This is a genomic window from Pseudarthrobacter sp. RHLT3-21, from assembly GCF_059383495.1.
This window is the reverse complement of record NZ_JBWZCI010000001.1, coordinates 17165-42089: the sequence shown is the minus strand read 5'-3', so window position 1 is coordinate 42089 and position 24925 is coordinate 17165. Positions and strand designations below refer to the sequence as shown.

At 63.3% G+C, this 24925-nt stretch carries 23 protein-coding genes; 7 read left to right on the top strand and 16 right to left on the bottom strand.

What is annotated here, in order from left to right; translation table 11 throughout:
- Positions 1 to 8: 8 nt before the first annotated feature.
- Positions 9 to 335 carry a ferredoxin gene (gene fdxA / locus AC50YA_RS00205; RefSeq protein WP_494980398.1) on the bottom strand — a complete coding sequence of 109 codons (327 nt, stop codon included), beginning with the start codon at positions 333 to 335 and terminating at the stop codon, positions 9 to 11.
- Between the two features lie 134 nt (positions 336 to 469).
- Between fdxA and AC50YA_RS00200 the strand changes: the two genes are divergently transcribed.
- The gene (locus AC50YA_RS00200; protein ID WP_494980397.1) at positions 470 to 715 is read left to right on the top strand and encodes a putative acetyltransferase; all 246 of its coding nucleotides are present in this window, start codon (positions 470 to 472) and stop codon (positions 713 to 715) included.
- Positions 716 to 852: 137 nt separating this feature from the next.
- On the opposite strand, the gene typA is transcribed toward AC50YA_RS00200, so the two are convergent.
- Positions 853 to 2781, bottom strand: coding sequence for a translational GTPase TypA (gene typA, locus AC50YA_RS00195; protein ID WP_494980396.1), 1929 nt, complete (start codon positions 2779 to 2781; stop codon positions 853 to 855).
- Between the two features lie 270 nt (positions 2782 to 3051).
- Here typA and AC50YA_RS00190 point away from each other — a divergent pair, with 270 nt between their 5' ends.
- Complete coding sequence (locus AC50YA_RS00190; RefSeq protein ID WP_494980395.1) at positions 3052 to 3906, top strand: SGNH/GDSL hydrolase family protein; 855 nt, start codon at positions 3052 to 3054, stop codon at positions 3904 to 3906.
- Positions 3907 to 4044: 138 nt separating this feature from the next.
- Here the strand turns inward: AC50YA_RS00190 and AC50YA_RS00185 are convergent, their stop codons facing one another.
- The 5 genes from AC50YA_RS00185 to AC50YA_RS00165 all read right to left on the bottom strand — a co-directional run bounded on the left by AC50YA_RS00185 (position 4045) and on the right by AC50YA_RS00165 (position 11479).
- Positions 4045 to 5751 (bottom strand): dipeptide ABC transporter ATP-binding protein, encoded by a 1707-nt coding sequence (locus tag AC50YA_RS00185; protein ID WP_494980394.1) that lies wholly within the window; start codon positions 5749 to 5751, stop codon positions 4045 to 4047.
- A gap of 11 nt (positions 5752 to 5762) precedes the next feature.
- A complete protein-coding gene (locus tag AC50YA_RS00180; protein WP_494980393.1) occupies positions 5763 to 6707 on the bottom strand; it encodes an ABC transporter permease in 945 nt (314 codons plus the stop codon).
- Positions 6697 to 7626: an ABC transporter permease subunit gene (locus AC50YA_RS00175; protein WP_354158255.1), complete on the bottom strand. Its 930-nt coding sequence runs from the start codon at positions 7624 to 7626 to the stop codon at positions 6697 to 6699. Before AC50YA_RS00175 ends, AC50YA_RS00180 begins: the two co-directional genes overlap by 11 nt.
- A 125-nt stretch (positions 7627 to 7751) precedes the next feature.
- A complete protein-coding gene (locus tag AC50YA_RS00170) occupies positions 7752 to 9437 on the bottom strand; it encodes a peptide ABC transporter substrate-binding protein (protein ID WP_494980392.1) in 1686 nt (561 codons plus the stop codon).
- A 278-nt stretch (positions 9438 to 9715) separates the two neighbouring features.
- Positions 9716 to 11479 (bottom strand): ABC transporter family substrate-binding protein, encoded by a 1764-nt coding sequence (locus AC50YA_RS00165; protein WP_494980391.1) that lies wholly within the window; start codon positions 11477 to 11479, stop codon positions 9716 to 9718.
- 243 nt (positions 11480 to 11722) lie between these two features.
- On the opposite strand from AC50YA_RS00165, the gene AC50YA_RS00160 reads away from it, so the two are divergent.
- Positions 11723 to 12166 carry a hypothetical protein gene (locus AC50YA_RS00160; protein ID WP_494980390.1) on the top strand — a complete coding sequence of 148 codons (444 nt, stop codon included), beginning with the start codon at positions 11723 to 11725 and terminating at the stop codon, positions 12164 to 12166.
- A gap of 135 nt (positions 12167 to 12301) precedes the next feature.
- Positions 12302 to 12580, top strand: coding sequence for a hypothetical protein (locus AC50YA_RS00155; RefSeq protein ID WP_494980389.1), 279 nt, complete (start codon positions 12302 to 12304; stop codon positions 12578 to 12580).
- Positions 12581 to 12927: 347 nt separating this feature from the next.
- Here the strand turns inward: AC50YA_RS00155 and ychF are convergent, their stop codons facing one another.
- Complete coding sequence (gene ychF, locus AC50YA_RS00150) at positions 12928 to 14013, bottom strand: redox-regulated ATPase YchF (protein ID WP_494980388.1); 1086 nt, start codon at positions 14011 to 14013, stop codon at positions 12928 to 12930.
- Positions 14014 to 14143: 130 nt separating this feature from the next.
- Here ychF and AC50YA_RS00145 point away from each other — a divergent pair, with 130 nt between their 5' ends.
- Complete coding sequence (locus AC50YA_RS00145; protein ID WP_494980387.1) at positions 14144 to 15352, top strand: DNA recombination protein RmuC; 1209 nt, start codon at positions 14144 to 14146, stop codon at positions 15350 to 15352.
- A 44-nt stretch (positions 15353 to 15396) separates the two neighbouring features.
- Here the strand turns inward: AC50YA_RS00145 and AC50YA_RS00140 are convergent, their stop codons facing one another.
- Complete coding sequence (locus tag AC50YA_RS00140; protein ID WP_494980386.1) at positions 15397 to 16476, bottom strand: 4-hydroxy-3-methylbut-2-enyl diphosphate reductase; 1080 nt, start codon at positions 16474 to 16476, stop codon at positions 15397 to 15399.
- Between the two features lie 9 nt (positions 16477 to 16485).
- A complete protein-coding gene (locus AC50YA_RS00135; RefSeq protein ID WP_494980385.1) occupies positions 16486 to 17337 on the bottom strand; it encodes a hypothetical protein in 852 nt (283 codons plus the stop codon).
- 222 nt (positions 17338 to 17559) lie between these two features.
- Here AC50YA_RS00135 and xseA point away from each other — a divergent pair, with 222 nt between their 5' ends.
- Both xseA and AC50YA_RS00125 read left to right on the top strand, forming a co-directional pair.
- On the top strand, positions 17560 to 18885 hold the full coding sequence (xseA, locus tag AC50YA_RS00130) for an exodeoxyribonuclease VII large subunit (RefSeq protein ID WP_494980384.1): 1326 nt from the start codon (positions 17560 to 17562) through the stop codon (positions 18883 to 18885).
- Entirely contained in the window at positions 18866 to 19084 is a 219-nt protein-coding gene (locus AC50YA_RS00125) for an exodeoxyribonuclease VII small subunit (protein WP_056344066.1), read from the top strand. Before xseA ends, AC50YA_RS00125 begins: the two co-directional genes overlap by 20 nt.
- 73 nt (positions 19085 to 19157) lie before the next feature.
- Here the strand turns inward: AC50YA_RS00125 and AC50YA_RS00120 are convergent, their stop codons facing one another.
- From AC50YA_RS00120 to AC50YA_RS00095, 6 genes are all read right to left on the bottom strand, one after another.
- Positions 19158 to 20012, bottom strand: a complete 855-nt coding sequence (locus AC50YA_RS00120; RefSeq protein ID WP_494980383.1) for a polyphosphate kinase 2 family protein — start codon at positions 20010 to 20012, stop codon at positions 19158 to 19160.
- 49 nt (positions 20013 to 20061) lie between these two features.
- Entirely contained in the window at positions 20062 to 21282 is a 1221-nt protein-coding gene (locus tag AC50YA_RS00115; RefSeq protein ID WP_494980382.1) for a pyridoxal phosphate-dependent aminotransferase, read from the bottom strand.
- A gap of 136 nt (positions 21283 to 21418) precedes the next feature.
- Positions 21419 to 22372 (bottom strand): ABC transporter substrate-binding protein, encoded by a 954-nt coding sequence (locus AC50YA_RS00110; protein ID WP_494980381.1) that lies wholly within the window; start codon positions 22370 to 22372, stop codon positions 21419 to 21421.
- On the bottom strand, positions 22369 to 23115 hold the full coding sequence (locus tag AC50YA_RS00105; RefSeq protein ID WP_494980380.1) for an ABC transporter permease: 747 nt from the start codon (positions 23113 to 23115) through the stop codon (positions 22369 to 22371). The genes AC50YA_RS00110 and AC50YA_RS00105 overlap by 4 nt, the downstream gene beginning before the upstream one ends.
- The gene (locus AC50YA_RS00100; protein ID WP_494980379.1) at positions 23112 to 23822 is read right to left on the bottom strand and encodes an ABC transporter permease; all 711 of its coding nucleotides are present in this window, start codon (positions 23820 to 23822) and stop codon (positions 23112 to 23114) included. The genes AC50YA_RS00105 and AC50YA_RS00100 overlap by 4 nt, the downstream gene beginning before the upstream one ends.
- Entirely contained in the window at positions 23822 to 24922 is a 1101-nt protein-coding gene (locus AC50YA_RS00095) for an ABC transporter ATP-binding protein (RefSeq protein WP_494980378.1), read from the bottom strand. Before AC50YA_RS00095 ends, AC50YA_RS00100 begins: the two co-directional genes overlap by 1 nt.
- Positions 24923 to 24925 lie beyond the last annotated feature (3 nt).

Genomic DNA, 24925 nt, shown 5'->3' with positions numbered 1-24925 from the left:
TGCCCGGCTCAGTGGTCTTGGTTCTGCAGCGGCAGGGCAGCGATCATCGGGTGGTCCTTGCCCGTGTTGCCAACCTTGGCGGCGCCGCCGGGCGAGCCAATGTCATCGAAGAACTCGACGTTGGCCTTGTAGTAGTCAGCCCATTCCTCCGGAGTGTCATCCTCGTAATAGATGGCCTCCACCGGGCAGACCGGCTCGCACGCACCACAGTCGACACACTCATCGGGGTGGATGTACAAGGAACGCTCACCCTCATAGATGCAGTCAACGGGGCATTCCTCGATACATGCCTTGTCCTTGACATCTACACACGGCTGCGCGATTACGTACGTCACGTCCCTTGCCTCTCCACGATATTTCCCGGCAACGGCCGGCACTTGAATCCGGCACCGGCCGGACTGTTGACTTCTGAGCCTATTATCTCCCAGCCCATCCACGCGAACCTAGCCGGCCGCCTTAGTATGAACTGGTGAGTCCCGCCCAGCCTACGCCCCGAGAATTTCTGGCCACCGCCCCGCCCGGAACACGGGTTGTGGTCCGTTACCGGATCGACGGCGGCCTGACCGACGCCCTGGGGCATCTGGTGGCCACTGACGACGGCGGCTGCACAGTCCGCACGCGGATGGCCGACGTCGTCATCCCCCTGGACCTCGTGGTGGCTGCCAAGGAAGTCCCGCCGGCGCCCGAGCGGCGCCCCGCCCGCGTCCGCAACTGACGTTTTTCCTGTCACAAAAGAAACTGCCGGCACGACGGCGGGATTCCCGCCTGCCGTACCGGCAGCTTCAAGGATTTTTTGTCCAGATATCGCGGGCTAAACCGCCCTAAAGTGCGTTTATCTGGACAAAAACTGGGTTAAGCCTTGGCGCGTGCCCGGGTGGACTTGGCGCGCTGGTTGACGTCCAGGATGAGCTTCCGGATGCGGATGGACTCCGGGGTGACCTCGACGCACTCGTCTTCGCGGGCGAATTCGAGGGACTCTTCGAGGGTCAGGTCGCGCGGCGGCGTCAGGTTCTCGAACGTGTCCGAGGAAGCCGCACGCATGTTGGTGAGCTTCTTTTCCTTGGTGATGTTGACGTCCATGTCGTCGGCGCGGGAGTTTTCGCCGACGATCTGGCCTTCGTAAACCTCGGAGGTGGGCCGGACGAAGAAGGAGCCACGTTCCTGCAGGTTGATCATGGCGAACGGCGTCACAACTCCGGCGCGGTCGGCCACCATCGAACCGTTGGTGCGGTACTCGATCGGGCCGGCCCAGGGCTCGTAGCCCTCGGAGATGGAGGCTGCAATGCCGGCGCCGCGGGTGTCCGTGAGGAACTTGGTGCGGAACCCGATCAGGCCACGGGCCGGAACGATGAACTCCATGCGGCACCAGCCGGTGCCGTGGTTGGCCATGTTGGTCATGCGGCCCTTGCGGGCGGCCATCAGCTGGGTGACGGCGCCCAGGTACTCTTCCGGCACGTCGATGGTCATGTGTTCCATCGGCTCGTGGATCTTGCCGTCGACGGTCCGGGTGACAACCTGCGGCTTGCCGACGGTCAGTTCGAAGCCTTCACGGCGCATCTGCTCGACCAGGATGGCCAGCGCAAGCTCGCCACGACCCTGGACTTCCCAGGCGTCAGGACGCTCGGTGGGGAGAACCCTGATGGAGACGTTACCGATCAGTTCCTTGTCCAGACGGTCCTTGACCTGGCGGGCCGTAACCTTGGCGCCCTTGACCCGGCCGGCCAGCGGCGAGGTGTTGATACCGATGGTCATGGAGATCGCGGGATCGTCCACGGTGATCAGGGGCAGCGGCTGCGGGTTGTCGACGTCGGTCAGGGTCTCACCAATGGTGATTTCCTCGATGCCAGCAACGGCGACGATTTCGCCCGGACCTGCCGACTCGGTGGGAACGCGGTCCAGTGCCTTGGTGGCCAGCAGCTCGGTGATCTTGACGTTCTTGAGCTCGCCGTTGGCGCGTGCCCAGGCAACGGTCTGGCCCTTGCGCAGGGTGCCGTTGTAGATGCGCAGCAGGGCAAGACGGCCCAGGAACGGGGAGGCGTCCAAGTTGGTGACGTGTGCCTGGAGCACACCGTTCGGGTTGTACGTCGGAGCCGGGATGTGCTCGATGATGGTCTTGAACAGCGGCTCGAGGTCCTCATTGTCCGGAGCGGAGCCGTCGGCGGGCTGGTCCAGGGAGGCGCGGCCTACCTTCGCTGCTGCGTAGACGACCGGTACTTCAAGGATCTTGTCCAGGTCCAGGTCCGGAACTTCGTCGGCGAGGTCCGAGGCGAGGCCCAGGAGGAGGTCCATCGACTCGTGGACAACTTCCTCGATGCGGGCGTCGGGGCGGTCAGTCTTGTTGACGAGGAGGATCACCGGGAGGTGCGCGGCCAGGGCCTTGCGCAGCACGAAGCGGGTCTGGGGCAGCGGGCCCTCGGAGGCGTCAACGAGGAGTACAACGCCGTCCACCATGGACAGGCCGCGCTCTACTTCGCCGCCGAAGTCGGCGTGGCCGGGGGTGTCGATGACGTTGATGGTGATGGTTTCACCGTTGGAGGACGGTCCGTTGTAGGCCACGGTGGTGTTCTTGGCCAGGATGGTGATGCCCTTTTCGCGTTCCAGGTCACCGGAGTCCATGACACGGTCTTCGAGGTGGTTGTGTTCGGCAAAGGAGTTGGTCTGCTTGAGCATGGCGTCGACCAGAGTGGTCTTGCCGTGGTCAACGTGGGCCACGATCGCGACGTTGCGGAGGTCACTGCGTGATGCAGTGGCTACCGCGGTGTTGGTGGTGGTTTCAGACATGCGTGATTGCTCGATTCAGTGGTGAAGTCAGCTGTTGTATCGCGACATTTCCAACCGGAACGCACGACGGATTAGCCCAATAACACAGGGCTCCTTCCCTCATTCTAAACGCTGAGCCTATTGTTGGCCTAAAAATCTTGGACCGGCCCAGCCCGGCAGGTGGGTAATTCCGGCCCGCCACCGCTCAAAGAGTGACCAAGCTCACTGGATTTTTGTGACTTGATGCCCCATCATTGCTGTGGTATCCACAGCAAGCCCGGAGAATCCCTGATGCGAAAAGCCTCGGCTCTGACCCGCTTTGTCGCCTCTGGAATCGCGGTAGCCGCGCTCCTGGGCGGCTGCGGTCAGACCCCAGCAGCCACACCGAATTCCGGCGTGCCATCCCCGGCACAGGGTGCGGTGGCCGGCGGATACCAGGCCCGCGGTGGCGATCCGATCGGCCTGCCTTCAGGTTCCGTGTACAGCAACCCGGCCAGCGGGCGTGACGAGGTGGTGGTGCCGGACATGCGCCACACGGCGCTCCTGATCGGCGATTCCCAATCCGAGCCCGCTAACGGGTGGCCGCGTCTTGGCCTTGCCGCCGTTGGCTACAAGGTCCACTTCTGCGGGCTCGGCGGAACGGGGTTCGTGGCGTCCAACGGCAAGACGGGCAACTACATCGACGCCTTGCAGCGCGGCGACTGGAAGCTGCCGTACGGGACGCCCGCGCTGATCGTCATCCAGGGGGGCGGCAACGACGCCGCCCGCGGCGCTACCGATGCCCAGATCGTGGCCAACGCCGACCGTCTGATCGGCGCACTGAAGGACCGCTATCCAGGCGCCAGGATGGCCATGATCGGCACCCTGGCCCGCGGCGCCAATTACGGCGGCGGTCGCAGGACGCAGGTGGACGCGCTGCTGGGCACGGTGGCGGCCCGGCACGGCATACCTTTTGTGGGCGTGGGCGACTGGCTGTCGAAATACAACCTCGCGAAGAACCTGGCAGATGCCGTCCACATGGATGCCGCAGGCCGCAGGTCACTGGGCGGGCTGCTCGGATCCAGGCTTCGGCAGTTGGGGCTCGAAGGCCCACCGCTGGACGGCACAGTCCCGGCGGCAACTCCCGCAGGCACCCCGGCGGGCTGAACAGCTCAGGCCGGACCGGACCGGCCCTTGGCGCGCTGAAGAGACTGTTTAGGCGCACTGAACAGACCGTTAAAAGGCGATGGAGCCGGTGCCTTGAAGGCACCGGCTCCATCCTTAACCCTGAATACCGCGTCCGGATCAGGCCACTTCGGGCGGAAGCATCAGCTTCGCACCGGGAATGGCGTTGAGCAATGCCTTGGTGTAGTCCTGCTGAGGGGACTCGAAGACATCGTCCGTGGAACCGGTCTCCACCAGCTTGCCCTTTTCCATCACACAGACGTGGTCGGCAATCTGCCGCACCACAGCCAGGTCATGGGTGATGAAGAGATAGGTCAGCCCGAGGTTGGCCTGCAGGTCCGCAAGCAGGTTGAGCACCTGTGCCTGGACCAGCACGTCCAGCGCGGACACGGCTTCGTCGCAGATGATCACCTCGGGGTCCAGGGCCAAGGCTCGCGCAATCGCAATGCGCTGACGCTGGCCACCCGAAAGCTCATTCGGGTACCGCTGCATGGTCGACTGAGGCAGAGCCACCTGGTCCAGGAGTTCGCGGACCTTCTTTTCACGACTGGCGGCGTCGCCGATTTTGTGGACCCGCAACGGCTCCTCGATGGTCCGGAAGATGTTGTACATCGGGTCCAGAGAGCCGTAAGGATCCTGAAAGATCGGCTGTACGCGTCGCCTGAACTTGAAAAGTTCCGAAGATTTCAGCAGCGAGGTGTCGACGCCGTCGAAAAGGATCTTCCCATCGGTCGGCTTTTCGAGCTGCAGCACCATCTTTGCCACAGTGGATTTGCCCGAGCCGGACTCCCCCACGATAGCCGTGGTGGTACCCCTCTTAACATCGAAGCTCACCCCGTCAACAGCAGCGAAGTCCGTCGTTTTCCCCAGGCCCTGGCGGAGCTTGTAGACCTTGCGCAGGTCCTGGATCTGCAGGACGTTGTCCGCGGCAGCTGCCTCCGCAGCAGTAGCCAGCAGGTCTGAGGCTTCGAGACCCTGCTCCTTGGCGACCTGGATCCTTCGGCTCGCCAGTGACGGCGCAGACTCAACCAGCCGCTTGGTGTACGGGTGCTGCGGATTCTGGAGCAATGCCAGCGAAGGTCCGGCCTCGACCACCTGCCCCCGGTACATCACCACAACCTTGTCGGCCCGCTCGGCGGCCAGCCCCAAGTCGTGGGTGATCAGCAGGACGGCTGTACCCAGGTCCGTGGTCATGGTGTCCAGGTGATCCAGGATCTGCCGCTGGACCGTGACGTCCAGTGCCGACGTCGGCTCATCCGCGATCAGCAGGCGCGGCTGGCAGGACAGTCCGATGGCAATCAGGGCGCGCTGGCGCATACCGCCTGAAAACTCATGCGGGTATTGTTTGGCGCGCCGGTGGGCATCCGGCAGCCCCGCCTCGGACAGTACCTGGGCGACATCATCCGGGCCGCTGGGCCGGCCATTGGCACGAAGGGTTTCCTTGACCTGGTAGCCGATCTTCCAGACCGGGTTCAGGTTGGACATGGGGTCCTGCGGGACCATGCCGATCGTGTTGCCCCGCAGTTCGATCATCCGCTGTTCCGTGGCGTGGGCGATGTCCTCGCCATCGAGCAGGATCTGCCCCGCGGAAACACGGCCGTTGTTGGGCAACAGGCCAATGGCGGCGAGTGCCGTAGTCGACTTGCCTGAGCCCGACTCCCCAACGATTGCCACGGTTTCTCCCGGCATGATGGTCAGGTGCGCGTTGCGGACTGCCTGGACTTCACCGCTGCCGGTGGTGAACGTGATGGCCAGGTCGCGGATTTCCAGCAGTGGCTTCACTTCGGCAGACCCGGCCTCATCGATGTGGATTTCTGGAGTAGTCATCTCTTTCTCTCTCATCGCTGCCGGCTCTTGGGATCGAGGGCGTCACGTACGGCGTCGCCGAGCATAATAAAGCTCAACACGGTAATGGACAGCGCCGCCGCCGGATAGAGCATGATTTCCGGCCTCGTTCGAATGGACGCCTGCGCACCGGCGATGTCATTGCCCCAGGACATGATGCTCTGCGGCAGGCCGATTCCCAGGAAGGAAAGGGTGGCTTCCGCCACGATGAAGACGCCCAGTTCGAGCGTGGCAAGGACGATAATCGGCGCCAGGGCGTTAGGGAGAACGTGGCGGACCAGGGCGCCAAACTTTGAAACGCCCAGTGAACGGGCAGCCGTCACAAAGTCTGCATTGCGCACTTCAATGACCGCGCCGCGGGTGATGCGCGCCATCTGCGGCCATGCCAGCAGCGCAATCACAAACACGACGCTCCAAACGCTCTTGTTTTCGCGGAAGAAAGGCAACTGCGTGATCACGAGTGCACCGAGAATCAGCGGGAGGGCAAAAAAGATGTCGCCCAGTCGGGCAAGCACAGCGTCGACCCAACCACCGTAGTAGCCCGCTAGAGCTCCGACGGTCACACCGACAACCAGGACGCAGAGCACGGAGAGAATACCCACTGAAAGTGAAGCCTGGGTTCCATGGACGACCCTGGAATAGATGTCGCAGCCCTGGAAGGTGAAGCCGAAGGGATGCCCGTCCGTGGGGCCGCCTTCCGAGTTGGCCAGTACGCAGCCGTCGTTCGGAGCGACGGACGAAAAAAGGCCCGGGAACAGCGCCACCACAGCAAGTGCCAGGATGAGCAACGCCGAAATAATGAACAGCGGACGACGGCGAAGCTTGCGCCAGGCGTCGGACCACAGACTCAGCGGTGCCTGGTCAGTCTTGACGGTGTCGGTTGCCAGCAACGGAGTTTCGTCGATGGGCGCCACAAAGTGGCTGTTATTACTGGTCATAGCGGATCCTCGGGTCAAGCCAGGCATACAGGAGATCAACGAGCAGGTTGGCCACCACGAAGACCAGCACCAGAACGCTGACAATGGAGACGATGGTGGGGCCTTCACTGCGCAGGACGGCCTGGTAGAGCTTGTTGCCGACGCCGGGGACGTTGAAGATGCCCTCCGTCACGATCGCACCGCCCATAAGACCGCCAAGGTTTGCGCCGAGGTACGTCACCACCGGAATCAACGAGTTACGCAGGATGTGCGCGATGACCACCCGCGGCCGTGACAGGCCTTTGGCGGTGGCAGTTCGCACGTAGTCGGCATTCATGTTTTCGCTGACCGAGGCGCGGGTCAGGCGGAGAACGTAGGCGAACGACACCAGGCCGAGGACGACTGCCGGAAGCAGCAGGCTGCCCCAATCGGCGTTGGCGCCGACGGTGGGTTTCGCCCAGCCGAGCTGCACGCCGAAGACCAGCTGGAAGACGAAGCCGAGGACAAACGTCGGGACCGCGATGACAACCAGCGAGACCACCAGGACAGTGGAGTCGAACCAGCCGCCACGGCGGAGGCCGGCGAAGACGCCGAAGGCCACTCCGAAGATTGCCTGAATGGCAAGTGCTTCAACGGCGAGCATTGCCGTCACGGGGAAGACCCGCGCCAAGCTCGCCGCGATGGGCTGGCCGGTGAAGTCGTTGCCGAGATTGAAGGTGAAGAGGTTCTGCAGGAAGAGCCCGTACTGGACCCAGAAAGGTTGGTCCAGGTGGTACTGGCTGCGCAGGGTGTCGATGACTGCCTGCGGGGGCTGGCGGTCTCCGAAGAGCGCCGCAATGGGATCGCCGGGGAGGGCGAAGACCATGTAATAGACCAAAAGCGTGGTGCCAATGAAGACGGGGATCACTTGCAGGAGTCGTTTCAGAATAAAGCGGACCACCGGATCACCAGCCTTCCGGATGCGAAGAGAGGTGTTTCATTTGTGCCTTCCTGCCGTGCAGGACAATGGGGGCCCGGCTTTGTGCCGGACCCCCATCCGCCTGGCGGCAAGTTAGTTCCTGGAGACTACTTGGCCGTGATGTTGTAGTAGAGGATTCCGCCGTTCCAGCCGGTTTCGGCCTTCACAACATTTTCGCTCCACACGATCGGCCGTGCCTGGTCCCAGAGAGGCAGTCCGGGCAGGTCCTCGAAGAGAACCTCCTGGGCCTGGTTGAACTTGGCGTTGGCCTCATCCGTGGTCTTGGCGGCAAGCCCTTCCTGGAGCAGCTTGTCGAACTGAGGGTTCGAATACTTCTCGTAGTTGGACGAAGCGCCCGTTGCCCAGACCGGTCCGAGGAAGTTGTAGAGCGACGGGTAGTCACCCTGCCAGCCGGCGCGGCTCAGGCCTGGGAGGGACTGGGACTTGCGCAGGTTCAGAACTTCAGCGAACTTGGCGAACGGCTGGATTTCGGCCTGGATGCCGAGGTTGTTCTTGAAGCCGTTGGCTACGGCGTCAATCCATTCCTTGTTGCCACCATCAGTGTTAGAGGCGATCTGCAGCGGCTTGGAGTTGTCGTACGGCTGGATCTTGTCAGCCTTGGCCCACAGGTCCTTAGCCTTGGCGGCGTCGAACTTGAGGACTTCGCTGCCCTTGAGGCTTTCCTTGAAGCCGTCGATGACCGGCGGGGCGAAGGCCTTGGCCGGGGTGCGGGTGCCGTTGAAGACTACCTTGGCGATTTCTTCGCGGTTGATGGCGTAGGACAGCGCCTGGCGGCGCAGCTTGCCGGCTTCACCCTGGAAGTTCGGGTTGTAGCCCGGGATGTTCAGCGTGGAGTTGGTGGCCACTGCCTTGGTGGAGTTGCGGTCCTGGAAGTCCGTGACGTAGGTCTTCAGTGCGTTGGAAGGCAGCACGTCGGTGACGTCCAGGTTGTTGCCTTGGAGATCCGTGTATGCGGGGCCCGGATCGGTGTAGAACTTGAAGGTCACGCCGCCGTTCTTCGATTCGCGGGGACCGCTGTAGTCAGCGTTCTTGACGAGGGAAATCGACTGGTCATGTACCCAGGAACCGGTCTTTTCGAACTTGTACGGGCCGTTGCCTACCGGGTTTTCGCCGAAGGTCTTCGGATCCGCCAAAGCTGCGGACGGCAGCGGGAAGAAGGCGGAGTAGCCGAGGCGGAGCGACCAGTCAGCTTCCGGCTGTGCCAGCTTCACCGTGAGAGTGGAATCGTCTTTGGCCGTCAGACCTGACATCGTTTCGGCGGTGGGCGCCGGAGTGGTGGTCTTCTTGCCATCGGCTGCTGTCGCCGTAGTCACGGCAGAGACATCTGCGTAGCCCTCGATGGACTCGAAGAAGAATCCGTTGTTCTGCAGGTTCTTGGAGTTGGCGGCGAAGTTCCAGGAATCGACGAACGTCTTGGCGGTGATCGCTTCGCCGTTCGTGAACTTCTGGCCCTGCTTGACCTTGATGGTCCAGTTCTGGGCGTCAGGCGACTCAATCGACTCTGCAAGCGAGTTGACCGGCTTGCCGTTGGCGTCGTAGCTGCGAAGACCTTCGAAGAGCAGCTCGACAACGCGGCCGCCGTAAACTTCGTTCGTATTTGCCGGCAGCAAGGGGTTCTGTGGTTCGTTGCTGTACGCCGTGATCACCTTGTTGGGATCGCCGGCCGACTGGCTGGCACCGTCATTGCTGCCGCCTCCAGCGCCGCAGCCGGTCAGGGCAAGAGCAGCGATCGCCACCATGCCGAGTGCTTTGGAAGTGCGCGTGAAACGCATTCCGCCTCCTATGAGTTGTGGGAGATGTTCAGGGGAAATCTTTTGCTCCCCGGCAGGCCGGTCACAGGTTCTCACTGTGACGTGGCCTACATATACGAGTAGCCTAACCGCACAAAGTCCAAATACTGGTACTCCGTTGCCAAACCGTAACCAGTTAACCGCCAATAACTAGCCGGTACTCGGAAGTTACGCAAGTCACATGCTACTCGTTGGTAGGAGTTGCTGCGAATCGAGGACGAGGCCCTGCTCCCACAACGGCGAAAGGCCCCCAGGGCGGCCTATTTGAGGCGCCACTCCCAGACATTCCACCAGACGCCCGAAGGGCCGGAGCTGGGCTTGATTCCCGTCACGCGGCTGCTGAAAGCGACAGTTCCCGTGGTCTGGTACAGCGGCAGGCCATAGGCGCTGTCCCATACGCGTTTGTCGATGTTAGCCAGCAGTTCGTCCTGCTTTGCGAGGTCCGTGGTGCCCGCCAATTGCTCCATAGCTTTGTCCGCGTCGCTGTCGGAATACCCGTTGAAGTTGCTGCCGCCACCGGTCTTGAATATCTGCGGGACGCGGCTGACGCCGACCCCGGGTCCGACAAAGCCGAGGATGGCGGCGTCGTAGCTGCCGCCACCGAGCGCTTTCGCCCAGTCCGAGCTGCCGAGGCCCGCGTCTTCAACCGTGAATCCGGCGAGGCGGGCGGAGTCGCGGATCAGGGAAAAGGCCCGCACCCGGTTGGGGTTGTCCTTGTTGTACAGGATGCGCACAGTGGGAGCAGCAGCCCGCAATTTCGACTTAGCGCCTTGGATGTCCACGGCGGCGTATTCGGCCGAACCGTTGTCCTTCACGGTGTCCGGATATTTGGGGTGGGCTGGCAGGAAGACCTGTGAGTTGAGGGGATTCGCGTCGGCGACGAATCCGCCCACCACGTCATCCACGATCTCCTGCCGCGGAACGGTCTTCAAAAACGCTTCGCGGACGTCCTTGTCCGCAAACGGTCCCGAAAAGTTGAGATCGAGGTGGTCGTAACCGGACTGGCTGTAGCGCTGGACGGTATTGCCCTGCTCCACCAGTCCGTCGAAGAGGCTTTCGGTACCGGCGGATGGCTGCGGTGCGATGATGTCCGCCTGGCCGTTCCTGAGTGCGGCAATGGCGGTGGAGGCGGCACCGGTGAACCGTACGGTGATCTCATCCAGATAGGGCTCCGGCCCCCAGACATAGTCCCTGTTCCGGACCAGCCGGATCGAGGCGTCCGGAACTATGTCCCTGACGATGTAGGGGCCGCTGGAAAGGTACATGACCGGGTCATCCGGAAGCGTCTTGGTGTCGAACCCTGAGTTCCAGAAGTCGCTGACCCGCTTCAGCGCGGCATTGACCGAGGGCTGCTTGGTGTCGCCCCGGGGCGAGTCCCTGATCAGGTCCACGAGGTCGTCTTCGTCGTTGAGGCCGCTCTTGGCGGCCACAACATGGGCGGGGAGCCCGACGTCGAACGCTACTTCCCAATCAGCGTACGGCGAAGCGTATTCAAGGGTGACGGAACGCCCGTCGCTGCCGATCTCCGGGAGTGTGGTGGCCGCCAGGCCTGTCTTGTCAGCCGCGGACGAAAAGTACGTTGTGCCGGTCCCCGATTGAGGTTCAGCATCGTCGAAGTAGCCCGAGCCGGCCGCCCAGGACAGGAGGAGGTCGCCGGCATCGATGGCTTCGCCGTCGGACCATTTCACACCCTCATTGACGGTGTACTTCACCTTCAGGGGCTTGTCGGAGATCTTTTCGTACCGGCCGAATTTCTCGTTCCGCACCACCTTTTCGGTGTCATCCACGTAGTAGAACCCCGAATGGGTGATGTGGCCGATCTTGGTGTTGATGTCCGTGTTTCCGTCGGCGCTGAGCGGGTTGAAGGACGTGAAGGCATTCACCTCGGCCACGGTGGCGCTGCCGCCGCGGTTCGTCTCACCGACCACCACGGGAGGCGCTCCCCCCGAAGGGGAGCATCCCGAGATAACCAGCGCCGCAGCGATGGCACCGGTGATGACCTGAATCAGACGCCTCAGGGGCATGCCGTCTCCTTTGCCTGTCCGGAATCACACGTTGAAGCGGAACGTACCTTTATATACCCGCACCGACGTTGAAACTCCTTGTTTTCCTTGAATTCTAGCGGTTCCGGGCATGGGCCAATGTCGTCCGGATTTACCCTCTTGCGGACCTCTTACGGACTTTCTGCGGAATGGAGGCCCATTGGTTGTCACACCAAACCGCTAGACTCACCGCGTCCACGAGCCTCCAACAGAACGGTCTCAGCCATGAACGCTACGAACACCACCACCAAAATGCCTAAGACAGTCCAAGAGCTCATCCTGCTGGCCAAAGAAATGGGTTTGACGGCATCGGAGCTGCTGGCCGACTTCGAGCGGACGCTCGGGGAACGCTGGTTCGAGGCTGACTCAGACATCACCACTAGCACCGTCACGGTGGACCCTTCCCCCGTTGTCGCCGCTCCTGAGGGCTTCATCCAGGCACGGGATGCCCTGCAACCGGATCTGCCGGCCGATCACTTCGACGGACCGTCCGAGACTGGCGACGGCTGGCGGATCGAAACCACATTCACGTTCGAGCGCGGCGTGACGTTCGAGCTCCTGGCGCTGGACTTCTCAGCCATCACCATGCTGACGGCCTCCCAGGCAATCGCCGCGGGCAATGCGCTGGCTGCCCTCGCTGCCAAGTACGCCGTGCCTCAGGGCGCCTGAGCCAGGCTAAGCAAGTAGGAACTGCCCCGGCACCTGTCATAGGTTCGGGGCTATTCTGTGCCGTCAGGGGTCGGGACAATTGCGCCACAGGCTGAGGCACAATTACGCAGCGGCTTGCTGCGTAAACTCGAGGGCATGGAAAATGACATGATCTGCGATGCGTGGCTGGAAGGCCCGAAAGGTAAGACGCGCTGCGAAGCTCCGGCGCCCTTTCAACTGGTACGGGTAGCGGACACAAACCAGTACGTCTGCCCTGACCATCTCGGCCCGGTGCTCATGCACGGCGCTAACCTGACGTGGCCGCCGGAGATCGAATGGCTGGGCCCCGACGAGCGGCCGTACAACTCGCTATCCCCTGAGCAGGCGGAGCGGAAGTTCGAGGCCTTCATGGAATCCATCCAAGGCGGGTTCTAACCGCGTAAGGATGTCCCACACGCTGCGGGACATTCGCGCGGCGGCCTGCTGGGTAATTCGTTGTCCATGAGAAACGGGCGGACATGACGGCGGGCGCTCGCTACAAGCATAGGTGGGGCGTCCTATTTCAGGTCGTGGCCAGTGCTGCCAAGTAGCTCTTGGCGGAGCACTGGGCCATGCCAAGGCAACCACGCCCTTGGACACCTATTCGCACCTGTGACCGACGGCGGAGGACCGCACCAGAGCCGCAGCGGGCGCCATGATGGATGACGCCCTGAACATTCCTGCGGACTCTGTGCGGACTGGCCTTGCTTATATCCACTGTTTACGCGGAAAACTGAGGCTAATCAGACGTTGAAGCGGAACTCCACTACATCGCCGTCAGCCATCACGTATTCTTTGCCTTCAATCCGGACCTTGCCGCGGGACTTGGCTTCAGCCATGGACCCGGCCTCGATGAGGTCATTGAAGGAAACCACTTCGGCCTTGATGAAGCCGCGCTGGAAATCGCTGTGGATGACCCCCGCTGCCTGCGGCGCGGTGTCGCCCTGATGGATCGTCCAGGCACGCGTTTCCTTCGGACCGGCCGTGAGGTAGGTCTGTAGCCCCAGGGTGTGGAAGCCGACGCGCGCCAACTGGTCGAGGCCGGACTCGTCCTGGCCGTTCATTTCTAGCATTTCGCGCGCCTCCTCCTCGTCCAGCTCCACGAGGTCGGATTCGAGCTTCGCATCGAGGAAGATGGCGTCCGCGGGGGCCACCAGGGCCCGCAGCTCGTCCTGCTTCTCCGGGCTGCCCAGGATGCCTTCGTCGGCGTTGAAGACGTAGATGAACGGCTTGGCGGTCAGGAGGCTGAGCTCCTTGAGGTGCTCCATCTCCAGCTTGTCGCTCTTGATCGAGGAGAAGATGGTGTCGCCGCGTTCCAGGACCGCCTGCGCGGCCTTGATGGCCGCCAGCTCCGCGGCGTCCCGTTTCTTGATCTTGACTTCTTTTTCGATCCGGGGAATCGCATTTTCGATGGTCTGAAGGTCAGCCAGGATCAGCTCGGTGTCGATGGTTTCCATATCCGAGCGGGGATCCACTTTGCCGTCGACGTGGATGACGTCGGGATCATCAAACACCCGAACCACCTGGACGATTGCCTCTGCCTCGCGGATGTTGGCAAGGAACTTGTTGCCCAGGCCTTCGCCCTCCGACGCGCCCTTCACGATTCCGGCGATGTCCACGAAGGACACCGGAGCCGGCAACAGGCGCTGCGAGCCAAAGATGTCAGCCAACTGCTGGAGCCGGGGATCCGGCAGGTTCACGACGCCGACATTGGGTTCGATCGTTGCGAACGGATAGTTCGCCGCGAGCACCTGGTTGCGGGTCAGTGCGTTGAAAAGAGTTGATTTGCCGACGTTGGGCAGTCCGACGATGCCAATAGTAAGAGCCACGAGCATTGATTCTACCGGTTGCCGGACACATGGGCCCCAGGCGGCACCCCGCGGTGTCGGCACCTTGGTGGACGCAGGGTCGAATATGTCGCTTCCGCAAATTGTCACAGGGTCATGCCACAGTGAGGATATGGATGCTTTAGCCCTGATTCTTGCCCTGTTGATGCTGCTGGTGGGTGCCGTCGCCGGCGCCGCCAGCGCCTACTTTTCCTTGCGCCGGCACAGTCGTGCCCTGGAGGAAGACTTCGACGCTGTCTCGTCGCGCCTTTCCGAGGTCAGCGCCCAGTTCGCCGCCGCGGACGCGGAGCGCCGCCTCCTTTCCCTGCAGAACCGGGAGCTCGGCGAGGCCCGCAACCAGGACGGGAGCGTGCTCCGGGCACTCGCCCCGGTGGCGGAAAAGCTGACGGCGGTGCAGCAGCAGGTGGCCCTGTTGGAACGCGACCGCCTTGAACAGTACGGCCAGCTGGCCCAGCAACTGCAGGAGGCCAGGCTTTCCGATGCCCAGCTGATCCGCTCCACGCACGCCCTCGAGTCAGCCCTGCGCTCCAACAGTGCGCGTGGACAGTGGGGCGAGGTTCAATTGCGCCGCGTGGTTGAAGCATCGGGCATGCTCAAGCACGTCGATTTTCTGGAGCAGGTCCACAGCGCCGGGACCGATTCAGCGGTCCGCCCCGACCTGGTAGTCCAGCTTCCTGGCCAGAAGCAGCTGGTGGTGGACGCCAAGGTGCCGTTGTCCTCGTATCTGGAGGCCCAGGAGCTGGGTGCGCGTCAGGATTCGGGCACAGCTGGGAACCCCGGCAGCCAGCAATCCCTGCTGGCCGCCCATGCCAAGGCGCTGCGGGCCCACGTGGACTCGCTGAGTAACAAGAAGTATTGGGACATCCCCGGGAACTCCCCCGAGCTGGTGATCTGCTTCCTGCCGGCCGAATCCATCCTGGCTGCCGCCTTGACGGCCGATGCGACGCTGTTGGACCACGCGCTCTCGAGGAATGTGGTTCTCGCCTCGCCAAGCACGCTGCTTGCAGTGCTCAAATCCGTGGCCTTCACGTGGCGCCAGGATGTGCTGACGGACAGTGCGCGGGAACTATTCGACCTCGCACGTCAGTTGTACGAACGCATGGGAACGCTCGGGGATAACGTGGGCAAGCTGGGTTCGTCCCTGAAGTCTTCGGTGGACCGGTACAACTCCCTGATCGGCACCCTGGAAGCGCGGATCCTGCCCACCGCACGGAAGCTCAATGCCATGGACGAATCCGGGCTGCTCACTCCACCAGCACTCGAGGTCACGCCGCGTTCGCTGGCGGCCCCGGAATTTCAGCAGGACGACGCCGCCGCCTGACACGCGGCGGGGTGGCCTGACACGCGGCGGGGCGGCCTGCGGTGTCAGTTGCGAGAGCGGCGTCCGCCGAGCGCCCGGCTGACGTCTCCGGCTTCCTTCAGGGTTGCGCGGAGCTCCTTGGGCAACGAAAAAAGGAGGTCTTCCTCGGCCGTGACAACTTCTTCCACGGAGCCATAGCCGTAGTCGGCCAACAGCCGCAGTACGTCCGTGACCAGGATTTCCGGCACAGAAGCCCCTGATGTGATTCCGACCGTTGCCACGCCTTCAAACCACGCCTCGTCCACTTCGTTGGCGAAGTCCACGCGGTAGGAGGCCTTGGCACCGTACTCCAGCGCAACTTCCACCAGGCGGACCGAGTTCGACGAGTTGGCCGATCCCACCACAATGACCAGGTCGGCCTGGGGTGAGATCTTCTTGATGGCCACCTGACGGTTGGTGGTGGCGTAGCAGATGTCGTCGCTGGGCGGATCCTGCAGGGTGGGAAACCGGGCCTTCAGCAGGCGGACCGTTTCCATGGTCTCGTCCACGCTGAGGGTGGTCTGGGACAGCCAGATGACCTTTTCGGGATCCCTGACGGTTACCTTGTCCACTTCGTGCGGACCGTTAATGATCTGGATGTGTTCCGGTGCTTCGCCGGCGGTGCCTTCAACTTCCTCGTGACCGTCGTGGCCGATCAGCAGGATGTCGAAGTCGTCCTTGGCGAACCTCACGGCTTCCTTATGAACCTTCGTCACCAGCGGGCAGGTGGCGTCAATGGTGCGCAGCCCGCGGTCCTCGGCGGACTGGACGACGGCGGGTGATACCCCGTGGGCGGAAAAGATCACCAGGGCGCCTTCCGGGACCTCGTCCGTCTCATCGACGAAGATGGCACCCTGTGCCTCCAGTGAGCTCACCACGTGGACGTTGTGCACGATCTGCTTCCGGACGTATACCGGCGGACCGTAGTGCTCCAAGGCCTTCTCGACGGCGATCACGGCTCTGTCCACCCCGGCGCAATAGCCGCGGGGCGCAGCCAGGAGTACCTTTTTGGGACCGGTCACCGGAGCCGCGGCGGCGACCTCCTCAGGCGAGCGCCGCCTGCGCGGGACAGTTGGCATCGAGAGGGACACAGCTGAGGAAGTCATCCCTCCATGCTACCGGGTGGGGTGCCGCCGCCCCGGCGAGGCGATCCGGATCACAAGGGCCGCCGCGACCAGTACACCGCCGGTTATCGCGGCACCACCGACCCAGGATTGGAAGCTGCTGGAAGCGGCCGCCACAAATGCATCCTTGAACATGTCCGAAAGCCCGTTGCCACTCGCCGTCCCAACGACCGCGTCCCTCGCGAGTTGCGAGCCGGCAGACCACAGGCCGGCCAGTACCAGCGCCGCAAGTCCCACAGCGAAGACCACCGACCAACGACGGCGGGCGGAAACCAGGGCAAGCGCGAAGGCGAAACTCGCTCCGATGGCAAGGGAGTAGCCGAGCGGCGCATAGGCGGACACCCGCTCGACCAGCTGGCGCTGCTCCGGTTCTCCAACGTTGACCAGCGTCTGCTCAGGCGCAGTCAGCGGCAGTCCGGTGGTGCGCGCGAGCTCCTCCGTTGCCAGTGCTACCAGGGGTGCCACGTCCAAGGTGAGCGACGATGGGGAGCCGGTTTCGGCAGGAACGGATTCGAGTCCGGCGAAGCTGAGCCGGTGGCTCTTCCGAAGAGTCTCCTCCCAGGCCGCCGGGTAGCCGGGCAACGCTGTGAGGGAACCGGCGGCCGCCTCAAGCACTGGCCTGACCAGACCTGCCAGGGCATCCGGGATGGCCCCCGTATCGATGGTACCCACAGCGGCCGCGGCGAGCCGCTGCTGGAACTCTGCGTCCTGCCCCAGCGGAGCAGCCAACGCCACAAAGCCATCCTCCTGGACCACATTGCGGTCAAGCCAGATGGCGGGAACGGCCAGGGCAGACAGTAAAACGCCCAGGACGACGGCGACGGCTGAAACGAAGGTACGCAAGAACAGATCCTCACTGGTTGGCGGCGGCACAGCCATCATAGGGCTGGTGTCTGGACAAAGAATGTCAGTCTCGGGTGATACAGCTTATGGATAAGGTTGAATGGCAACCGCCAGCTCACCGACAGCAGTCCGTTGACTGACAGCCGCCATTCAAACACGAACCGCCACCTGCCGAACAAAGGACAGCAATGCCGCCACCCACAGCTTCCCGGGGCAGCGGACATGTCTGAACAGGCCGCCCTGCCAGGCACTGCTGCCACCACGCTGCCTGCCACAGCCGCTGAGACCAGCCCGGACAATCCATGGCCGCTGCAGTTGCTGTCCCAGAAACTCAAAGCCCATATCGACCGCACACCGTCGGCGTGGGTCGAGGGCCAGGTCATCGAACTGAACCGCCGCGGCGGTAACGCGTATCTCACCCTCAGGGACGTGGACGCGGAAGTTTCCCTGCCGGCGTCGGTCTGGACCAAGGTTCTGGACCGCCAGAACATGCCCCTGGAGCGTGGCTCCCGCGTGGTGGCCTTGCTCAAGCCGGAGTTCTGGCTCAAGACCGGGCGGCTCAATATGCAGGTCAGGGACATCAGGCCTGTAGGGCTTGGCGATCTGCTGGCGCGGATCGAACGGTTGCGCCAGGCCCTCGCCGCCGAGGGGCTTTTTGCCGATTCACGGAAGAAACCTTTGCCGATGCTCCCCCACCGTATCGGCCTGATTACCGGACGGGACTCCGACGCTAAGAAAGACGTCGTCCAGAACGCCGCTCTGCGATGGCCCGCCGTCGAATTCGAGATCCGGGAGGTGGCGGTCCAGGGCAACACCGCGGTCGCGCAGATCATCCGCGCCCTTCAGGAGCTGGACGGACGCCCCGACGTGGACGTCATTGTCATCGCCCGCGGCGGCGGAGCCTTGGAGGACCTGCTGCCTTTCAACAGCGAGGAACTGATCCGTGCCGTGGCGGCCGCGGCTACCCCTGTGGTCAGCGCCATCGGACATGAGGCAGACCGCCCCCTTCTCGACGACGTGGCGGACCTCCGCGCGTCCACCCCCACCGATGCTGCCAAGCGGATCGTGCCTGACGTTGCCGAGGAACTGGCCGGCGTGCGCCAGGCACGGGAGCACCTGCGCCGGAGCATCGGCAGGCTCGTGGACAGGGAGTCGGACCGGTTGTCTGCACTCCATTCCCGGCCAGTTCTGGCCACCCCCGAGGTAATGGTCACCGGACGCGCGGAGGAAATCGAACGCCTCCTGAGGAGATCATCGGCCGCCGTTAGCTCAACGGTGGTGCGGGCGGCTGACCAGCTGGTTCATCTGCAGGCCCAGGTCCGTGCCCTATCACCGCAAAAGACGCTGGACCGCGGCTACGCCGTCGTGGAACTGGCCAACGGCCGGCCGGCCCGTGCCACTGAAGCTGCTGGCCATGCAGTGGTCCGTGACCCTTCGGAGGCGCCTTCAGGAACTGCGTTGTCCGTACGCGTGGCCCAGGGCCTGTTCGGCGCCACATCCACTGGGGAACTTCAACAAGGAGAAACACATGCCCGAGACAAAGCCTGACCCGGAAATCGAAGCCCTGAGCTACGAGGAAGCACGCGAACAGCTGGTGCAGGTGGTGGGGAAACTCGAGGCTGGCGGCGCCAGCCTCGAGGAATCGCTGGCACTCTGGGAACGCGGCGAGGCCCTGGCAAAGCGCTGCGAGGAGTGGTTGGAGGGCGCCCGCAAGCGGCTCGCTGCCGCACGCGACCAGCCGCTCTGACCGACGGCCCTAACCCACGGGTCTGGCCAGCCCGGCTGACGCACGGCCCTGAGCGGCCCCGCAGGGCGGCCGCCTACGACCTTTCGACGAGCTCGCGTTCCACGCCGAGGTCGAAGTCCGCTTTTGGCCATTCCAGCTGCAGGTCAGTCAGGGCGCCGAGCACCAGCTGCTGGACGGCGATCCTGGCGAACCACTTCTTGTTGGCCGGGACCACGTGCCACGGTGCCACCTCGCTGTTGGTGTTCTCGAAGGCCGCCTCGTAGGCTGCCATGTAGTCATCCCAGAAGGCCCGCTCCTTCAGGTCGCCGCTGGTGTACTTCCAGTGTTTGGCGGGGTTGTCCAGCCTGGCGAGGAGCCGTGACTTCTGTTCATCCTTGCTGATGTTGAGCATCACCTTGATGATTTTGGTTCCGGCATCGGTCTGACGCGCCTCGAACTCATTGATGGCCCGGTAGCGGCGCTTGAGTTCGTCGGGCGTCGCCCAGTTGTGGACTCTGTGGATCAGGACGTCCTCATAGTGGGAGCGGTCGAAGATCCCCACCATGCCCGCTGCCGGGACAGCCTTCTCGATCCGCCAGAGGAAGTCGTAGGATTCTTCCACGTCAGTGGGTGCTTTGAAGGCCTTGAACTGGACACCCTGCGGATCCATGGTGGCCATGACATGGTTGACGATCCCACCCTTACCTGCCGTGTCCATGGCCTGCAGGACCAGGAGGATCCGCTTCTTCCCGCCGAAACGGGACTCCGCGAAGAGCCTCTCCTGCAGCTCGGCCAGTTTCCCGTCCAGGTCCGCCAACAGGGCCTGGCCGTCGGCCTTGTTGCCGGCGTAGCCGGGGGTGGCATCCGGGTCAACATCCGCCAGGGCGAAGCCGTCCCCCACCTTCAGCGTTTGGGACGGGTGCTGCTTGAACTCAACCAAGCCGGCCATGGCGTTCCTTTGTCCGCAGTTACCGCGCCGAAAGACGCGTCACCACAGGCTAGTTCCCTTTGTACCTGCTCAGGAAGTCCCCCATGCGGTTGATGGCCTCCTCGAGGTCCTTCACCAGCGGCAGGGTGACCATCCGGAAGTGGTCGGGGCGGACCCAGTTGAAGGCCCGGCCGTGGGAGACCAGGATTTTCTGCTCGCGCAGCAGGTCCAAAACGAATTTCTCGTCGTCGCGGATGTGGAATACCTCGGGATCGAGCTTCGGGAAGAGGTACATAGCGCCCCGCGCCTGCTGCGTGCTGACGCCGGGGATGGCGTTGAGCATGTCGTAGGCTTTGTTCCGCTGTTCCAACAGCCGTCCGCCGGGCAGGATCAGGTCGTTGATGCTCTGGTAGCCGCCGAGAGCCGTCTGGATGGCATGTTGGGCGGGCACATTGGCACAGAGTCGCATGTTGGCCAGGAGGCTGATGCCTTCCAGATAGTCCGAGGCATCCTTCTTCGGGCCCGAGATGGCCATCCAGCCGGCACGGTAGCCGCAGACGCGGTAAGCCTTGGACAGTCCACTGAAGGTGAGGCACAGGACGTCGTCGCCCGTAAGTGCGGCCAGGTTGATGTGCACGGCGTCTTCGTACAGGATCTTTTCGTAGATTTCATCCGCGAAAAGGATTAGTCCGTGCTTTTCGGCCAAGGCCACGATCTTCTTCAGCGTCTCTTCCGGATAGACCGCGCCTGTGGGGTTATTGGGGTTGATCACCACGATGCCTTTAGTCCGTGGCGTGATCTTGGCTTCTAGATCCTCAAGGTCCGGCTGCCAGCCTGAGTCCTCATCGCAGAGGTAGTGCACGGGCTTCCCGCTCGCCAGCGCAACGGAAGCGGTCCACAGCGGGTAATCCGGTGTGGGGATCAGCACCTCGTCACCGTCGTTGAGTAGCGCCATGAGGGACATGGTGATCAGTTCGCTGACGCCGTTGCCCAGGTAGATGTCGTCCACGTGGATGTTCTGGATTCCGCGGGTCTGGTAGTACTGGGAGACGGCGGTCCGGGCCGAGAAGATGCCCCGGGAGTCACTGTAACCCTGGGCATGGGGCAGATGGCGGATCATGTCCACCAGGATGGCGTCCGGGGCTTCAAATCCAAACGGCGCCGGGTTTCCGATGTTCAGTTTGAGGATCCGGTGACCCTCCGCCTCCATCTGCTGGGCGGCCTGAAGGATCGGTCCACGGATGTCATAAAGGACGTTGTGAAGCTTGGTGGACTGCTTGAATTCTGCCATTCATCAAATATGCCATATGACGGATGTACTTCCGTTGAGACCTCAGACACAGAAGTGTAGAGAGCGCACGACGGCGGCTGCCGGCCCGTGCGGGTCCGGCAGCCGCCGTCGTGATTTTGCGTCCTGGAGTCAGGCGTTACTTGACGATGCCCTTGTCCTTGAGCCACGTTGCCGCTGCGTCTTTGGCATTCTGCTTCTGGCTGCCGCTGACTGCGCGGTTGAGGTTGACCAGGTCCTCAGTGGTCAGGATCTTCGATACGGCATTGAGCGCGTCCTTGGCCTTGTCGGTCATCTTTGCCTTGTTGTAGAGCGGCAGGACCTGCTGGGCCTTGAAGTTGTTCTTGGGATCCTCCAGCACCACCAGGTCGTTGTCCGCGATGGACGGTGTGGTGGTGTAGATGTCAGCGACCTGGACGTCGTCGGTCAGCAGTGCCTGCAGGGTCAGGTTGCCGCCGCCGTCGCTGAAGGGCTTCAGTGACTTGAGTTCGCAGCCGTAGTTCGCTTTGAGCCCGGGCAGGCCATAGGCCCGGGTTTCGAACGTGGCCGGGGCCGCCATGGTCAGGTCCTTGCAGACTTTGGCCAGGTCCTCAATGGACTTCAGCTGGTACTTCTCTGCGGTGGCTTTGGTGACCACCATGGCGTCCTTGGACTCAGCTTTGGCCGCCTCCAGCACTGCCAGGCCCTCGGGGAGTTTCCCTGGCAGGGCCTTGTAGATGTCGTCGGCCGAGACCTCTGCCGCCTTAGGATCCACATGCGAGAGCAGGTTGCCGGAGTAGTCCGGAACGAGGTCGACAGAGCCGTCCTGGACCGCCTTGAAGTAGATTTCACGCGCACCGATGTTGGGCTTGGTGGTTGCCGTGACCCCTGCCGCGGTCAGTGCCCCGGCGTAGATCTCAGCCACGATCTGGCTCTCCGGGAAGTCAGCCGAGCCGACCACCAACGATCCGCCGCCGGCGCTTCCGGCGCTGGTGCTGGGGGTGGCCAACGGGTCACTCCCGCCGCAGGCTGTCAGCGCGACGGCCAGGCCGACGCCGGCAGCCATGCCAGCCAGTCCCCGACGGGTAAGGATTGTCCTGGTGTTATCTTTCATGGGGTTCCTCCTTGAACAGGAGCTGACGCAGGCGCGGCAGCTGGGAGATCAGCAGTGGCCTTCTGGCCACCGTGCAGATCGGTTTTGAGGCCGGGCGAAAGAAGGATTCTTTGCACCGCGGCCAGGGTGAGGTCAATAACGATGGCCAGCCCGGCAATCAACAAGGACCCGGCAAGCATCCGCGGGAAGTCCTGCAGCGCCAGGCCATCAAAAAGGTAGCGACCCAGCCCGCCCAAGGGCAGGTACGCAACCACAGAAACCGTCGCGATGACCTGCAGAACTGCCGTTCGCACGCCGCCGAACATAACCTGCAGCCCGTTGGGCAGCTCAACCCGGAACAGGATCTGCAGCTCGGTCATGCCCACGGCCCGGGCAGCGTCCACCACCGCCCTGTCCACACTCGAAATGCCGGCGTACGTTCCGGCAAGGAGCGACGGCACGGTCAGTATGACCAGCGCCCACACCGGCGGCATCAGGCTGCTTCCCGCCAGGAGGGCGAAGAGGACCAGCAGGCCCAGGGTAGGCAGGGCCCGCAACGCGCCTGCCACCGCTACGGCCACCACGCGTCCGCGGCCCGTGTGCCCGATGTAGAGCCCTGCGGGAACCGCGATGGCAGCGGCAATCACCAGGACCAGACCGCTGTACTGGAGGTGCTCCAGCAACCGGACGGGGATGCCGGAACTGCCGGTCCAGTGCAGGGGATCGGCTATCCAGGCCAGGGTGTCTACAAAAATGTTGCTCACGGCGCGGCCCCCGTGTGGACGTTGGCATCGGCCAGGTAGCCGGCGCCAACAGGACCAAAGGGGCCGGACGCTTTAGCGGCTCGGGTCCACGGCGTCAGCAGCCGTTCGAGGAGGACCAACACGGCATCCATGAGCAGGGCGAGCACCAGAATGGCGATGATTCCCACCGCCACTTCCGTGACGAAGTTCCGCTGCAGGCCATCGGTAAAGAGCATGCCCAGGTTCCCCACGCCCAGGAGTGCCGCGACGCTCACCAGGGAGATGTTGCTGACCGAGACCACGCGCAGCCCGGCAAACATCACCGGGAGGGAAAGCGGCAGGTCGATCTGGGCAAAGCGGAGCCACGGCTTGTACCCCATGGCAATCGCAGCCTGCCGGAGATCCTCCTCCACGGAATCGAAGGCGTCGAGGGCCGCCCGGACCAGCAGCGCCACCGCATAAATGGTCAGCGCGACGATGACGTTGATCGGGTCCAGGATCCGGGTTCCAAGAATCGAGGGCAGGATGATGAACAGTGCCAGCGACGGGATGGTGTACAGCAATGAACTGGCGGTAACCACTACCGACCGCAGGGCCCGGTGGGTCCGCGCCAGCTGGGCCAGCGGGATGGAAATAACCAGCCCCAGGACCAGCGGAATGAGGGCAAGGACCAGGTGCTGGCCTGCCAGTCCCATGACCATGCCGCTGTTTACCAGGAACCACTCCATCAGAGCGCAGCCTGCCTGACCTGGCGGGCTTCTTCAATGACGCCGAGGACTTCCTGTGCCCTGACGGTTCCCACAACCCGGCCGTCGCCGTCTACCGCCACACCCTGGCCGGAAGGGGACGAAAGTGCCGAGTCCAGTGCCCGCCGCAGGGTCTCGCCGGGGCGGAAAAGTGACCCGCCGGGGATGAGCTCAGAGTCCGTCCCCGGCCTTGCCCAGCCCAGGGGGCGCAGGTCCGGATCCACCACGAGCTGCCAGTCGGTCACCGCAGCGGGATCGCCGGCGAACTGGCCGGTACTCATAACGAGCGTCGGCACCGGATGTATGGTCACGGCGTCGGACGTGGTGAACCCCAGGTGGCGGAAGCCGCGGTCCCGCCCCACGAAGGACGCCACAAAATCATTCGCCGGCGCCCGGAGAATTTCCTCCGGGGTGGCGTACTGGGCAAGCCGGCCACCAACGGCGAAGACGGCCACCTTGTCGCCGAGAATGGTTGCCTCATCGATATCGTGCGTGACGAAAACGATGGTTTTTGCGAGGTCTTTCTGCAGCCTCAGGAGCTCCTGCTGCAGTTCATCACGCACCACGGGGTCAACGGCACTGAACGGTTCATCCATCAGCAGGACGGGCGGATCGGCGGCGAGCGCCCGGGCTACACCGACGCGCTGCTGCTGGCCACCGGAGAGCTGGGACGGGTACCGTTTCCCGAGCGCGGAAGCCAGCCCGACGACGTCGAGCAGTTCCGTGGCGCGCTTGCGGGCCTCGGCCTTGGAAACGCCGTTGAGCCGGGGCACGGTGGCGATGTTGTCCAGCACGGAACGGTGGGGCATCAGCCCGGAGGACTGCATAACGTAGCCCATGGACCGTCTCAGCTCCGCGGCAGGCACCGAGGTCACATCCCGCCCGTCCACGGTGATCACGCCGGACGTCGGTTCCACCATCCGGTTGATCATCCGCAGCGAGGTGGTCTTGCCGCAGCCGGACGGCCCCACAAAAACGGTGATGGAGCCCTTGTCGATGGACATGGTGAGCTGGTCCACGGCAGGCTGCCCGCCCTGATACTGCTTGGTGACGCTCTGGAACTCAATCATGGCTTGGTCCATTCC

Bases quoted from the DNA above. Each gene is read 5' to 3' on its own strand.
- typA (WP_494980396.1), bottom strand. From the start codon at position 2,781: ATGTCTGAAACCACCACCAACACCGCGGTAGCCACTGCATCACGCAGT.
- AC50YA_RS00190 (WP_494980395.1), top strand. From the start codon at position 3,052: ATGCGAAAAGCCTCGGCTCTGACCCGCTTTGTCGCCTCTGGAATCGCG.
- AC50YA_RS00185 (WP_494980394.1), bottom strand. From the start codon at position 5,751: ATGACTACTCCAGAAATCCACATCGATGAGGCCGGGTCTGCCGAAGTG.
- AC50YA_RS00180 (WP_494980393.1), bottom strand. From the start codon at position 6,707: ATGACCAGTAATAACAGCCACTTTGTGGCGCCCATCGACGAAACTCCG.
- AC50YA_RS00170 (WP_494980392.1), bottom strand. From the start codon at position 9,437: ATGCGTTTCACGCGCACTTCCAAAGCACTCGGCATGGTGGCGATCGCT.
- AC50YA_RS00165 (WP_494980391.1), bottom strand. From the start codon at position 11,479: ATGCCCCTGAGGCGTCTGATTCAGGTCATCACCGGTGCCATCGCTGCG.
- AC50YA_RS00160 (WP_494980390.1), top strand. From the start codon at position 11,723: ATGAACGCTACGAACACCACCACCAAAATGCCTAAGACAGTCCAAGAG.
- AC50YA_RS00155 (WP_494980389.1), top strand. From the start codon at position 12,302: ATGGAAAATGACATGATCTGCGATGCGTGGCTGGAAGGCCCGAAAGGT.
- AC50YA_RS00145 (WP_494980387.1), top strand. From the start codon at position 14,144: ATGGATGCTTTAGCCCTGATTCTTGCCCTGTTGATGCTGCTGGTGGGT.
- AC50YA_RS00140 (WP_494980386.1), bottom strand. From the start codon at position 16,476: ATGACTTCCTCAGCTGTGTCCCTCTCGATGCCAACTGTCCCGCGCAGG.
- xseA (WP_494980384.1), top strand. From the start codon at position 17,560: ATGTCTGAACAGGCCGCCCTGCCAGGCACTGCTGCCACCACGCTGCCT.
- AC50YA_RS00125 (WP_056344066.1), top strand. From the start codon at position 18,866: ATGCCCGAGACAAAGCCTGACCCGGAAATCGAAGCCCTGAGCTACGAG.
- AC50YA_RS00120 (WP_494980383.1), bottom strand. From the start codon at position 20,012: ATGGCCGGCTTGGTTGAGTTCAAGCAGCACCCGTCCCAAACGCTGAAG.
- AC50YA_RS00115 (WP_494980382.1), bottom strand. From the start codon at position 21,282: ATGGCAGAATTCAAGCAGTCCACCAAGCTTCACAACGTCCTTTATGAC.
- AC50YA_RS00110 (WP_494980381.1), bottom strand. From the start codon at position 22,372: ATGAAAGATAACACCAGGACAATCCTTACCCGTCGGGGACTGGCTGGC.
- AC50YA_RS00100 (WP_494980379.1), bottom strand. From the start codon at position 23,822: ATGGAGTGGTTCCTGGTAAACAGCGGCATGGTCATGGGACTGGCAGGC.
- AC50YA_RS00095 (WP_494980378.1), bottom strand. From the start codon at position 24,922: ATGGACCAAGCCATGATTGAGTTCCAGAGCGTCACCAAGCAGTATCAG.